This is a genomic window from Haliscomenobacter sp. (assembly GCF_033763495.1).
In the GTDB taxonomy this organism is placed as follows: domain Bacteria; phylum Bacteroidota; class Bacteroidia; order Chitinophagales; family Saprospiraceae; genus Haliscomenobacter.
Map to the genome: position 1 here is coordinate 15,780 of NZ_JANRKL010000186.1, position 13,082 is coordinate 28,861.

At 41.1% G+C, this 13,082-nt stretch carries 13 protein-coding genes; 7 read left to right on the forward strand and 6 right to left on the reverse strand.

The window, feature by feature from the left end:
• The first annotated feature begins 19 nt into the window (after window positions 1–19).
• Entirely contained in the window at window positions 20–1,444 is a 1,425-nt protein-coding gene (locus SFV55_RS20640) for a pyridoxal phosphate-dependent decarboxylase family protein (protein WP_320031445.1), read from the forward strand.
• A 14-nt stretch (window positions 1,445–1,458) separates the two neighbouring features.
• Entirely contained in the window at window positions 1,459–2,127 is a 669-nt protein-coding gene (locus SFV55_RS20645) for a GNAT family N-acetyltransferase (protein WP_320031446.1), read from the forward strand.
• Between the two features lie 21 nt (window positions 2,128–2,148).
• Here the strand turns inward: SFV55_RS20645 and SFV55_RS20650 are convergent, their stop codons facing one another.
• From SFV55_RS20650 to SFV55_RS20670, 5 genes are all read right to left on the reverse strand, one after another.
• Window positions 2,149–3,624 carry a bifunctional UDP-sugar hydrolase/5'-nucleotidase gene (locus SFV55_RS20650; protein WP_320031447.1) on the reverse strand — a complete coding sequence of 492 codons (1,476 nt, stop codon included), beginning with the start codon at window positions 3,622–3,624 and terminating at the stop codon, window positions 2,149–2,151.
• A gap of 129 nt (window positions 3,625–3,753) precedes the next feature.
• Window positions 3,754–4,932: a hypothetical protein gene (locus SFV55_RS20655; protein WP_320031448.1), complete on the reverse strand. Its 1,179-nt coding sequence runs from the start codon at window positions 4,930–4,932 to the stop codon at window positions 3,754–3,756.
• 106 nt (window positions 4,933–5,038) lie between these two features.
• Window positions 5,039–6,439, reverse strand: a complete 1,401-nt coding sequence (locus tag SFV55_RS20660) for an AAA family ATPase (RefSeq protein ID WP_320031449.1) — start codon at window positions 6,437–6,439, stop codon at window positions 5,039–5,041.
• Between the two features lie 500 nt (window positions 6,440–6,939).
• Window positions 6,940–7,308 (reverse strand): cupin domain-containing protein, encoded by a 369-nt coding sequence (locus tag SFV55_RS20665; protein WP_320031450.1) that lies wholly within the window; start codon window positions 7,306–7,308, stop codon window positions 6,940–6,942.
• Window positions 7,309–7,430: 122 nt separating this feature from the next.
• Window positions 7,431–7,955, reverse strand: a complete 525-nt coding sequence (locus SFV55_RS20670; RefSeq protein WP_320031451.1) for a DinB family protein — start codon at window positions 7,953–7,955, stop codon at window positions 7,431–7,433.
• A 156-nt stretch (window positions 7,956–8,111) separates the two neighbouring features.
• On the opposite strand from SFV55_RS20670, the gene SFV55_RS20675 reads away from it, so the two are divergent.
• From SFV55_RS20675 to SFV55_RS20685, 3 genes are all read left to right on the forward strand, one after another.
• Entirely contained in the window at window positions 8,112–8,753 is a 642-nt protein-coding gene (locus SFV55_RS20675) for a hypothetical protein (protein WP_320031452.1), read from the forward strand.
• Between the two features lie 148 nt (window positions 8,754–8,901).
• The gene (gene bla, locus SFV55_RS20680; protein ID WP_320031453.1) at window positions 8,902–9,639 is read left to right on the forward strand and encodes a subclass B1 metallo-beta-lactamase; all 738 of its coding nucleotides are present in this window, start codon (window positions 8,902–8,904) and stop codon (window positions 9,637–9,639) included.
• Between the two features lie 87 nt (window positions 9,640–9,726).
• Window positions 9,727–10,488 (forward strand): helix-turn-helix domain-containing protein, encoded by a 762-nt coding sequence (locus SFV55_RS20685; RefSeq protein WP_320031454.1) that lies wholly within the window; start codon window positions 9,727–9,729, stop codon window positions 10,486–10,488.
• 42 nt (window positions 10,489–10,530) lie between these two features.
• Here the strand turns inward: SFV55_RS20685 and SFV55_RS20690 are convergent, their stop codons facing one another.
• Complete coding sequence (locus SFV55_RS20690; RefSeq protein ID WP_320031455.1) at window positions 10,531–11,466, reverse strand: GlxA family transcriptional regulator; 936 nt, start codon at window positions 11,464–11,466, stop codon at window positions 10,531–10,533.
• Window positions 11,467–11,643: 177 nt separating this feature from the next.
• Between SFV55_RS20690 and SFV55_RS20695 the strand changes: the two genes are divergently transcribed.
• Window positions 11,644–12,516, forward strand: coding sequence for an SDR family oxidoreductase (locus SFV55_RS20695; RefSeq protein WP_320031456.1), 873 nt, complete (start codon window positions 11,644–11,646; stop codon window positions 12,514–12,516).
• A gap of 118 nt (window positions 12,517–12,634) precedes the next feature.
• A complete protein-coding gene (locus tag SFV55_RS20700; protein ID WP_320031457.1) occupies window positions 12,635–12,967 on the forward strand; it encodes a hypothetical protein in 333 nt (110 codons plus the stop codon).
• Window positions 12,968–13,082 lie beyond the last annotated feature (115 nt).

Genomic DNA, 13,082 nt, shown 5'->3' on the forward strand with positions numbered 1-13,082 from the left:
CTAAAAATCACCCACACCGATGGCAAATAGCACAAAATTGAGCAAAATTCAGGACGCAATGTTCCAGGAAATCCAGGATCATCAACTCTTCACAAGCGCCCAATCTTATGCCTTCCAATACCTTAACGAGGTCTTCGACCGGAATGTTTATCCCACTGAGGAGGCCTTGAATAAGCTGACGCATTTTGAAGAGGAAATGCCCAACACCTCTGGAAATGTGCAGGAAATTCTGGACAGCCTGCATTACTATGGTTCACCAGCCACACTTCCTACCCTCGGAGGCCGGTATTTTGGTTTTGTAACCGGCAGCTCCATCCCTGCTACTTTGGCGGCCAAAAGCTTGAGCGATTTTTGGGATCAAAACTCCGCAATGGAGGTTTTGTCACCCATTTCTGCCAAGCTCGAAACAGTGGTAGAAAATTGGTTGTGCGAGCTTTTGGGCTTGCCCCAACATACCGTCGCAGGTTTTGTCAGTGGTTCTTCAATGGCCATTTATTGTGGACTTGCAGCAGCTCGCTGGCGGCTTTTTCAAAAAAACGGCTGGGATGTCAACGAGCAAGGCATGAATGGTGCGCCTAAGGTGCGAGTCGTTACGGGCAAACATACCCACTCCACGGTGCTGAAAGCGATCCAGTTGCTTGGGTTTGGTAAGGCCAACATTGAATGGGTCGAAGTAGATAAACAGGGCCGCATGGTACTCGAAAGTATGCCTGAACTGGACGGCAACACCCTGATCATCCTCCAGGCTGGCAATGTCAACTCCGGCTCTTTTGACCCCATTGAAGCAATTTGCCAAAAAGCACAGGAAGTTGGAGCCTGGGTACACATCGACGGCGCCTTTGGCCTCTGGGCAGCGGCAGCCGAACGGTTTCAATATTTGACCAAAGGAATGGAACTGGCCCAATCCTGGTCGGCAGATGGACACAAAACCCTGAACACGCCTTACGATTGTGGGATCATCCTGTGTCAGGATAAAGAAGCGCTGGTTTCGGCTCTGCACATGAGTGGGGCCTACATCGTGGAAGGCAAACGCGATGGCATGTATTATACGCCAGAAATGAGTCGCCGCTCCAGGGTAATTGAACTTTGGGCAACCCTGAAATACCTGGGGAAAAGTGGGGTGGATGAATTGGTCAGCAATTTAAACGAACGCGCCGTGCAGTTTGCCCAGGGTTTGGGCGATCAGGGCTTTGAAGTACTCAATGAGGTGGTGTTCAACCAGGTTTTGATTGCCTGCGGCGAGGATGAAATGACGGAAAAGGTGTTGAAAAACCTGCAAGAACTTCGCGTTTGCTGGTGCGGAGGCTCCATGTGGCATGGCCGAAAAGTAATTCGCATCAGTGTTTGTTCCTGGGCAACTACGCCTGAGGATGTAGACTTGTGTGTGGCCAGCTTTGTAAAAGCCAGGGCTCTGGCAAAGGAGTCAGAACTTGCTGAGGTATAAAATACGAGCAAAAAATGGAAAAACTGGATAACCTCGTTTGGCATTGCCTGAGTGAAACCCATCGGGATTTAGCCCTGGATTATGGCTCGCTAAAATGTTATCACCCTGATTTTTGTCCATTTGGAGCTTTTATTGGGAATGATGACCTGAGTGTTCCATTGATGGATCACGTAAAAGTGGCCGGGCCATTTTTTGTGATTGGCAATAAACCCCGGTTTTCAAATGATGTTAACTTCAAAGGAGAGTTACTTTGTGTACAAATGATCCTTGAAAATCCCATTGATCGACCTGATCCGGAAGAAATTATTCCCCTTAACGGTCAATACGAAGACGAGCTATTTGCCTTCATGCAGCGTTTTTATCCCAGTTTTTTCAAGCGCAAAACCATGCTACTGGGGGAGTATTTTGGGATTTTCAAGGAAAATGAACTCATCGCAGTTACTGGTGAACGCATGCAACTGGACGGCTTTACCGAAGTGAGTGCAGTGGTTACCCATACCGATCATTTGGGAAAAGGCTACGCCAAACAACTGGTTACCCATACTGCCAACAACATTTTCAGGAAAAACAAAATCCCTTTCCTCCACACCAACGCGGACAGTGCAAAAAACATCGAGTTGTATGAAAAACTGGGGTTTAAAATCCGGCGGGAAATGAGCTTGTGGCGTTTTGAGCCAGTTTAGTAAGTACTAAATGTATTTGAATTAGCCCTTTAAAACGTTTATTCTTTTATGAAGATGAGGCGTAATAGTAGGGTTTTTAGTTAAAAATTTAATTAAGACTTCAACATCTTTTGGGGATTTTTTTACGGGAAAGATCAATCGATCAAGAGGTATGGGGTCAAAGTCTCCATTTCCAAATAAAATAAAATTGGATAAAGCTACTTTGTAGGATTTGTCAGGTTCAATTGGCTTCCCATTTACCTCAACTGAAGTAATCTGAGGCTGGCCATCAACTTTAAAATTGAAAGAATAACTTAAGCCAGAAACTTGAAGAAAATCACCCCCTTGTTTTGGCATATTAACCATTCCTGCTTTCAACAAGTTAATAATTTCATTACCTTTAATATTCACAAGACAAATTGTGTTGCCAAATGGCAAAACAGCATAAGCGTTTTTAAGAGTAACATTTCCTTTGAGGATATTCGCTCTTAAGCCCCCGCCGTTCATTAAAGCGATATCTGCCTGATAATAATCACGAAATGAATCCGCGACTAAATTGGCAAGAGCATTTTCTCTTTGTCGACTACCTTGTAGAAGAAAGTCTGCTTTTGCAATGGATAAAACGGTTGAAAGATCTTTCTCTAGCTTATCAACATATTTTTTTTGCAATTTAGTGAGAGCAGGGTCTTCTTTAATAGTGGTATCTAAGGGATAAATCCAGATGCTAGGCATTATTTTATTTCCCGCTTTCTGAAGTTTTATTTCTGCCACAGAACCCATATTTCCACAAGTAGAAATAATGGGTTTTGATCCAACATATAGCATGTTAGTCCGATTTTCTGAAATCTCTTCAGTCAAGATGACGTCAATGGCTGCTACTTTCTCAAGTAGAGCTTCATTTGTAGAAAAAGTAGTTTGTGTGATAGCAATTATGTAGTCTACTCCTTTATTTGTTAGGATTTCTGTAGTTTTTTTAGCAGCATCAATCAAATCTATTTGCCTAATTCGATCGTCTTGCACAGACGTTTCAATAGCATCCATAAGCCCTATGAAACCTACCTTTATCCCAAGGGTATCAAAAATTATATGATCAGGAAGTTTATAAAAATTGTTTCCTTCAGAATCTTTAATGTTAGAAGTTAACCATGTAAATTTAGAATTTTGGATTAGTTTGATTGTATTGTCTACTCCAAAATCAAAGTCATGTTGACCAAAGTTGGCGATTTGAAGGGGTATTTGATTAAAAGCTTCAACCATAGGAAAACCTTTGTAAATACCTCCAAATAAAGTGCCGCCTGCCAAGTCACCACCAAAAACGAGAAAGGCCTCATTATTGCTTTTTATTTGATCAACAATAGTTTTAAGCCTAGCTACACCACCGCGATTGCCATACTCATCATTTACAGGAGCGATTTCATGCGCATCAGTAAAATAGAGTATAGAGATAAGATTCTCATTTTTCTCACAATTCATAGAGAGAAGGAAGATTATCAGTAAAGGTAAAACCAATTTTTTCATAATGCTCATTGTGAATTATGAGTTAAAAATAGTACAAAAGGAGTAATGAGTTGCCTCTAAGTTCTTCTCACAAAAAGAAAACCGTTTAGTTGAACATTACCTTCAGCGCATTTCAATGCTTAGCATTTTTTAATTCAATTCAAGCAATCTTTTTTGAATTTTGTTTTTGAATGGCACATTACCATAATCTGGAACTTCTAAACCCAATCTAAAGGCTTCAATTGCCCTCTCCTTTTGATTTAACTTTGAAAAGGCATTCCCTAGTTCCAAATAATATTCAGCAATACCTTCAAAGTGGCTATAGAATTGCGCGGAATTCTGAAATTCTTGAAATTGAGCGTCTAGCTCTAATTTATTTTGTGGCAGAAATTTATAGGCTTCAATGGCTTCTTCAAAAGACTCCTGAACTATTAATAATCTTGCTTTCATTGATTGAATCGAAATTGGTGCAACGCCATATTTAGTTGGCCAATCATTCTGTTGCATTTGAGCGTAATAATATTCTGCTTGAGTCTTATCTCCTTTATAAAAAGCAACCCGGAAAGAATTTAAGATGCAATTGGTCACCCAACGTTCAGCTAATGAATTATTTTTGCTCAATTTTTCAAAAATAAATAGTGCTTGAGAATTGACATCTTCGTAAACTTTGATTTCTTCGATCTCAAACAGATAACCAACTCTGTGCTGAGTACATTTACTAATCCATTCTCCAACAGGATGATTGCTTTCAAATGCATGATTAGCACTTTGGCCGAAAAAGTCATAGGCTTCTAGCCCTTTCCCCTGAAGGTAATAAATATACGCTAATTCGTATTCAATTAATGATAAGGTTTTTAGGTGATCCACTTGGCCATTGTTATCACTTTCCATTCGTTTCTCACAAGTTGCCAGTAATTCAGAAGCGATTTCCAAGTTGCCCTTCCGTCTGTAAATACTGGCTAAGTGAGATTGAAAAATAGTTAGGAATTTATTTTCTTGTTCAGTATCGATTGCAGATCGAAGTAAATAATCCTTGTCTGTTAAATATTCCAAAATTGTTTGATAAAAATTATTGTTTTCCAAATATCCTAGCGAAGAATGAACCATGTCAGTATTCAAAATCTCATCCTTTTGAGCGAATCGATTTACCAAAAATTCGATGAATCTAGGAACAAAAGACTCTGCTGCTTTTTGCCCCAATTGCTTTTGAATTAAAATAAATGCATTATTTATTTCATGCAAAAATCCCTGAACATTAGATGACTCTAATTGCCCTAAGTAACTTTCTTCGAGATAGTTTTCTTTATTTAGAAGATCGATCAATTTCATTGCATCATTTTTTTCTAAACACACATTAATCAAGTGGCATTTATGAGTATGAATGCGAAGTTTAAGCAAAAGCTCGTCATAAATTGTATTTGAGGTCATCTTTTTTTTATTCAAAGAAATTAATGTATTTACTACGCATATCATTCAAATCAATTTCTTCTCCAATCTCATCTTTCTTAGACAAGAAGTCACTATAAGCTTGATGATAAATGCGATAGACAGGAATCACAGCTTCGTAATAATCATTGAACAAGAATTCGCGCCAACTATCAATGGCAGATCTCACATTATTGATGTCTATATTTGTAATTCCTGAGATAAACTCTATAGCAATAGGAGTTTTAATAATAGCCAGTAACGAAATGAGAGGAAGGTAAATATTATACCATTGGGTTTTATCATTTGTTTTCATTCGCTTCCAATGGTCTTCATAATAGCTTTGTAATCCTGCTGGAATTTCATTAATGTCTAAATTCTTATAATTACCGGATTGAATTTCAGGAAGCACATGACGTAAGTACATAAAATTGTTTTGACTTTTTTCGAGTAATAAATCCAAAAACTGTGATTCTGAAACATAATTGGACTTTATGAAATTTTGTATACCTTCTGAAGGGATATCACGTTTGATGTATTCAGCGGCATCTTGCTTGTTGAGTTTATCTTTTTGATCAAGACCAATTTCTTTAATAATTGTCGGAGAATTCAAACTAACCCTACTAACTATTCTATAAGTAAGAAGAATAAAGACATTATCGGGTAATTCGCTTGGTAAAAAAAGAGTATTTTCCCCGCTTGACTGAGAGGTTTCTTTTAGTTCGTCTAATCCATCAATAACCAAAAGTAACTTTTTATTCTCAGCCTTCAGTAGTTTGGATGCCTCATTTAACAAATCAATGAATAAACTCCCATTTTGTAAAGATTTATCTGTAATTTCTTTATTTACCAAGTGGAACTTGAGTATCAATTGTGCCATTATGTTTCCTAAAAATTGAGCAGGGTCATTAATGCCGCTTGATTTGACGATAAAGTGATAAAGACACTCCCCTTTCCTATCTTTGATGATCTTACTGGCAATAGCTGATTTGCCAACTCCAGGTTCCCCCTTAATTATTATATAGCCTTTTGGTTTGCGCTCTATTAGCTCTTCGATTGCTGAAAACAACCATTCTCTACCAATGAAATTTTCCGTCTTGCTGTGAATGATATTTTCGAAATTCAGGAGGAATTTACTTTGTGGTAATGCAGAAGGTCTAGCATTATTAGTCTCAACTATTATGTCGCAAAGATCAATTAAACTAAACCGAATTTCGCTGAACGAAAGCTCCACTTCATGTTTAGAGGTGGTCCCAAGTCTTTTTCCTTTAGCCACTTCACTGTATCTACCTTCAATCAGAACTAATTGATTAGATAGATCATCAGATAAGGGGATTCTTTTTAATTCCTCAAACACAGAAGGAATCTGATTTTGCCCAATCAGGGTCTTTATATGGTCTATTGAATTCATTGGGTTTGAGATTTTGTGCGCAATATATAAGTTATAAGTTTGGTTTGACTTTAAATTATTTCAATAATACTTTGATTCAAATTTTGGGTAAACCCGTCAAACTTGTTTAATTTAACGTGAGTTCGAGGATTTTTTTCTTTAAATCTATCTTTCTCGCCGCCGATAGCGCGGCTCAAAGTTCAGAAGGGGGCTTTGTACTATAAACTGGCCTTCGCTAAAGCGTTTCTGGACTAATGTAAACCTCAATTCTGTGTCAAAAGCAGCACTAGCGGCGGCAAGATGCCCATCTTAATTCCCCAATTTCATGAATGTAATCCCAGACTCACGTTAATTTTTTTGTCACCCCTTCCTGATGCACTAAGTTAAAGCAAAATTTTAAATTTTTTATGAAAATTTCTTTTCTTCTATATAAATGTGGACAAATCGAAAAACATTGAGCTGTATGAAAAACTAGGGTTTAAACAACGACGAGAAATTAGTTCGTGGCGTTTTGAACCATATTAAATCCAATCCTGCTCGTGTTTCGTCATTTCATGATCAATGTTGCCCGTGTGTTTGGTAGCCTGGGGTTCAAACAAAATAAGCCATACTTCCTCGTCACCTTCGGTGCGGGGGCAGTGTTCCACTCCTTTGGGTACAATCAATACTTCTCCCGGCCCTACTGTGGCGGTGTGGTCGCGAAACTCCATCACAAAAGTGCCTTTAAAAATCATAAACAACTCGTCTTCATCGTCGTGGCTATGCCAGATCATCTCGCCTTTGGCTTTGACCAGTTTGATGTATTGGCCATTGAGTTCGCCAGCAATTTTGGGCGACCAGTATTCGGTGACTTTTTGGAACTTCTCTTGAATGTTGAACAACTGAACCATGATGTCAGGTAATTGGGTGGGTTAAAAAACTAGACTTTATAAATAGATGGTACTGACCGAGCAACCTTCTATTCATAAAGTCTATTGAACACAAAATAAACCATTCCTGGCAGCCTGCCTACCTATTTGTGTAGTACACTCAAATACTCGATCCAGGGGCCTACTTCATCTTTGTATTGTTTGGCCATTACCCGGGTGATTTGTACAATGTGGCCAAGGTCATGAACCGTCCAGCAAGACAATAATTGTGCAAGGGTCACCTTGCCTAAGGCTGGGTGAATACCCGTTGCTTCCAGGTTTGCTGGGGAGATGTCCATGGCTTTTAATGCGGCGAGGTTCTCCTCACGCAAGGCCTGGAATTCATCCAATAATGCTGACAAGTTTTTTTTCACACCCTCATTCAGCTGAGCAAAACGGTCAAAGGGGAGGAAGGTTTTGTTTTCTTCTTGTGAAAGAATGAGTTGGGTTCGAACCATCCAATCGGTTTTTTCGCCATGAATCAGGTGCCCAATAACCTCGTAAGGGCTCCAGGTTTCACCACCTTCGTTTTGATGGGTCCATTCGGGTGAAAGGTTGCTAAGTAAGGTTTTGAGCACGGTAGGTGTTCGCTCAAGAATTTCAATGGATTTTGATAGGTCGAATAGCATAGGTGAAAAATTTGTGTACTCAACGCATGCTTGAGCGGGTTCGTTCCAGGAGGGTTGGTCAAAATAAAATTGAAAAAAAAGAAATTCCATGATCCAAGTTGCTCATTGGATCGTAAGTGAACTAGATTTTTAATTTTCAACTTAACACCTAAAACAATGAAAAAGCAAATTTTCCTGGGGCTGCTGTTGGCATCCACCCTTTCTAATCTTTCTCTTGCCCAAAACAAGGGCTACATTACCCTTACTCAAGCACCTACTGCCGGGCCAGGTTTGTACGAAGCAGGGATGGCCAAACTCAAAGAGGCCGGTGTTTGGGATCTAGGCTGGAACTTTCACGCTATCGGCGCTCAACAACCCAATGGGCTTCTTTCAATTGGAATTTTTCCCGACAAAGCTTCGCTTGACATGCGGATTGCCAAAAACATGGAAGTGTTTAAGTCCAATAACCTGTCCGTGCCCGCCCCCGATGCATTTGAAATCCATAACATGTTTCGGGCACCGATGAACAGCAAACCTGCTAATGCAGTACTGATTTTTCACGATGTAAAAGGAATGACGCCAGAGCAGTACGAAGCCATTTTACAGGGTTTGGCAAAAGCCAATGCATTTGGGCTGAAAACCCAACTTTTTCACGCCTGTTTTAAAACGCCAGAAGGTTTGAAAGTGGTTGACATCTGGGAATCACCAGAGGCTTTGCAGTCTTTTGCAGGAACACTAATTCCCATTTTGACCAAAATTTTCGGGGCAACACCTCCACCACCTGCGGTGTATGGCTTGTACAATTATGTGAGCAAATAACCCAAAACAGTAGAACAATAGTGATTTTCTTTTGAATGGCCGACATCGCCTTGGGGTGTCGGCTTTTGATTTTAAAACAGAAATTTCTGGCAATAAATCTGGCAAAAACACGTATTTTCGACAACTCAATCAATTACCTCACACCGACATGAAAGCATTTTCACTAGTCATTTTAGGGCTTGCCTTATTTTCTGGATGTGCTACTCAAAAACTGCCAGAATACAAGCACAAGAGCCTGATGATCCAGGCACTGACACCCAAAACCCTCGTCCACGTCACTTACCTCAATACCAATCAATGGGGCCGAGTGCCCTGCAATGGTATGATTTATTGCAACAATGGCGAAGCGGTAGTTTTTGACACGCCACCCCACGACAGCGTTTCCGTACAGCTGATTGACTGGATTGAAAACAAACTAAAAGCCAAAGTAAAAGCCATAGTGGTCAACCATTTTCACGGGGATTGCCTGGGTGGACTCAAAGCTTTTCACCAAAGGGGCATATCTTCTTATGCCAATCAAATGACCATTGATTTGGCCAAGGCCAATGGTTATACAGTGCCTCAAAATGGCTTTGAGGGAGTGCTGAATTTGAAAATCGGGGGCGAGCTGGTAGAAAACCGCTACTTCGGCGAAGGTCATACCAAGGACAACATCGTGTCTTATGTGCCCAGCGAGCAAGTGTTGTTTGGCGGTTGCATGCTCAAAGAATCCAACGCTGGTAAAGGGAATCTGGCGGATGCCAATGTTGGCGATTGGCCAAAAACGGTGGCCAAAGTGAAGGCACAGTACCCGGATGTTAGGTTTGTGATTCCCGGGCATGGCAAAAGTGGAGGGAAGGAGTTGTTGGATTATACGATGGAGTTGTTTAAGGCTCTAGAAGAGTAATTTTACATGATTTTCTCAATTTTTTTGATTCAAAACGAAAATTGTTCATTCCTTATGCCATGTTGATCAAGCTTAAAAGCCTAGCTTATGTTTTTTGAACCAGCCATAAACAAACACAAGCTCCATGCTTTTGTCAAAGAAATCTTCCTGCTGGAAAACCAACAAGTTGGAATAACCCCCGAACGACTTTCTTTCTTCGCAGACGGGTTCCCCGGCCTGGTATTCCTGCAAACCGATGCTCCCGTTTATCAGTTGCCCAAGGGGAAGCTTTTGTCATCGCTTTTTTTATACGGGCAAACCATCCATCCGCTTGAACTTGAAATGACAGGGGCATACCAAATGCTCGCCTTCCAACTACAGCCCTACGCGGTTCGGGTGCTTTTTGGCGTGAATCCCAAAGAACTGAACGATGATTGTTTTGACCTATCGCCAGATCACAGCGATACGCTGCATCACCTCCACCAATCCTCTACAACAACAGAACGAGTAGAAATTTTGGCAAAATTGATCGCCGAAAAAACGGAGCAGATTGCCTTCGAAAAAAGCAGCCAAATTCAAATGGCCATCGGCATTGTCCTTTCACGAGGTGGAAAAATTTCCATCAGGGCACTGGCACAGGAACTTCATCTAAGCGAGCGTACCCTACAACGGCTTTTTATGGAATACATCGGCCTGCCTCCGAAGCAGTTCACCAAAATTGTGCAGTTTCAGCAAGCCTTCAATCAAATTTCGGATGAAACCTTCGACAAACTCAGCGAAATTGTTTTTGAAAATGGCTATGCCGATCAGTCGCATTTTATCCGCAATTTTCGGAGGTTCACGGGCGGAAAGCCTTCGGATTTTAAGTAAAAGGTATCTTAACTTGGTGATGTAGTCGTGTCACTACAATCGCTATCCATCTTTGTGATATTTCAATTTATAATCAGCTGGTGATAGCCCCGTTATTCGACTAAAAATATCCCGAAATGCTTTTTCATCATTGTACCCAACATCAAACATAACTTCGCCAACGGTTTTACGCGAACTTTCAAAAGATTTTTTCGCTGCTTCAATCCTCACGCGCTGAAGGTAATCGAGCGGGGTGAGCCCCGTTGCCTTAATGAACCTACGGTCAAAGTTCCGCCGGCTTAGATGTAAATCCTCTGCCAAACTTTTTATTGACATTTTGCTTTGAAACTGCTGCTCGATTATTTGTTGTGCCCTCTGCACCTCATCGTCATCGTGCTTTTTATGGCCGGTGAAAATGGAAAAACCGGATTGCTGGTTTCTGTCCAAATCAATTTGGAAAATTTTGGCGCAATAAATAGCCGTTGCTCTATCGTAGTACTTCTCCACAAGATAGAGAATCAAATTCAGGAATGAATAAGCACCTCCATTGGTGCAAATGCCGTTTTCATCGGTTATCAACTTATCAGTTTGCAGCCTTACCTTGGGATAAAGCGCCTGAAACTCCTGTGCCAACGACCAATGCGTGGAGCAGGCCCTCGAATTGAGCAATCCCGTTGCCGCCAACATGAATGCCCCCGAACACATGGTTGCCACAGCAGCCCCTTTCTTGTATTGCTCCGCCACCCATTTTATGAGCATTTTATTAGAGTTGGCCGCATTCTCATAGGTTCGTACCAGTGAGGAAGGAATGATAACAAGGTCGGTGTTGGTAATATCGGCAATGGAAGCATGGGGTTTGACCGAAAAAGGTGGGCTTCCGGCAAGTTCGCCCTCGGTATGGCCAAGCAATTCAATCTTGAATCGCTGCCCCTTTCCGGCTTGCCTCCACACGGCATTGGCTTTGTTAAAAATGTCATAGGCCCCCACGATACAAGCCATGGTACTGGCATCACTCTGCTGACTGAGCACCAAAATTGACAGGTGTTTCATACAGGCATTTTTTCTGGTAAATGTACAAAGTGATTTTGTCCAAATCAACCCGTTGAAATGGCTAATTTACCCTTTTAAAGGCGGCAAATTGGACGGCATATTTGCATTGAATAAAAACATACCGAAATGGAAAAAAGCAAGCGAAAAACAGTATTAATAACCGGCACAAGCAGCGGTTTTGGCAAGTTGACCGCTATCCAATGTGCGTCGTTGGGCCATCAGGTGTTTGCCACGATGCGGGATACCTCAGGTCGGAATTTTGAAAAGGCAAGGGAATTGGCAAACTATCCAAACATCCAGGTGCTAGAAGTTGAAGTTACCGACTACGAATCGGTCAACAAAGCCATTTCAACACTTATTCAGGAGTCTGGTAAAATTGATGTGCTAATCAACAATGCAGGGATTTATCCTACTGGAATTACCGAGACTTTCACCGATGAGGAAGTTAAAAAAGTGTTGGACATTAATTTGGTCGGTACTTGGCGCACCATGAAGGCCGTTTTGCCGCAGATGCGTAAGCAAGGAGAAGGATTAATTGTAAACCTTTCGAGTTTATCAGGCCGTTTTTCTGCGCCATTTATGGCAATATACAGTGCAAGCAAGTTTGCATTAGAAGGCTTGACGGAAGGTTTGCATTATGAAACAAGGCCATTGGGTATAGATATCGTAACGGTGCAACCCGGGCCATTTCCTACCGAAATTTTTGGGAAAATTATGACTGGCTCAGAAAGTAAGGTTCTTGACGGTTATGGTGAATTATCCAAAATCCCTGATCAGATGGGAAAGGGGTTGCAAGAAATGTTCAATGCCTTGCAACCAAATCCTCAAATGGTGGCAGATGCTATCCTTGATTTAATCAATCTACCAAAAGGCCAAAGGCCGTTGAGAACGGTAGTATCAGTGGTTGGGAGCCAGTATACTGAGTCCGCAAACAGGCACGTAAAAGAGCAATATGACCATTTTATGGCTGCTTTCGGTATGAAGGAATTGTTGGCCTAACACCCCAATTCCAATCCTCCATTTTCAATCAATTTTTCACATGGAAAAAGCATTGTATATCGCACTTACTTTAATAGCAGGCGCAATCTTTTGGTTATTTTACTCAAATTCAATAAAAATGGAAAAAAGCAATTCTCTTCAATCCCAAGCGGATTTAGAATCCGCACAAAGCTACAGTTATTACTTCGTTTCGTCCAAATCAGCAGCAGAAGTATTCAGTATCTTATTGGATGTTGACAAGTGGTGGTCTGGTCTTTATTCCGAAAACATAACCGGGAATAGCGACCAATTAAACGATGTGTTCAGCTTTAAAGCCGGAGCTGGGGCGCATTATTCCGAACAGACACTCGTTGAACTCATCCCCAACCAACGTGTAGCCTGGCTTGTGACCAATAGCAATTTGTCCTTTATTAAAGACCCCAGGGAGCAGGGCAAACGCATTAAAATTTGAGGGTATTTTCTCTATACTTGTCCGACAATGCACATCGGTTCATTCTACGATTAATGCTGACTTTAGGTTTGTCACCATTTGTTTTGAGTAGGTTGAGCGCCATTCGGCGGATGAG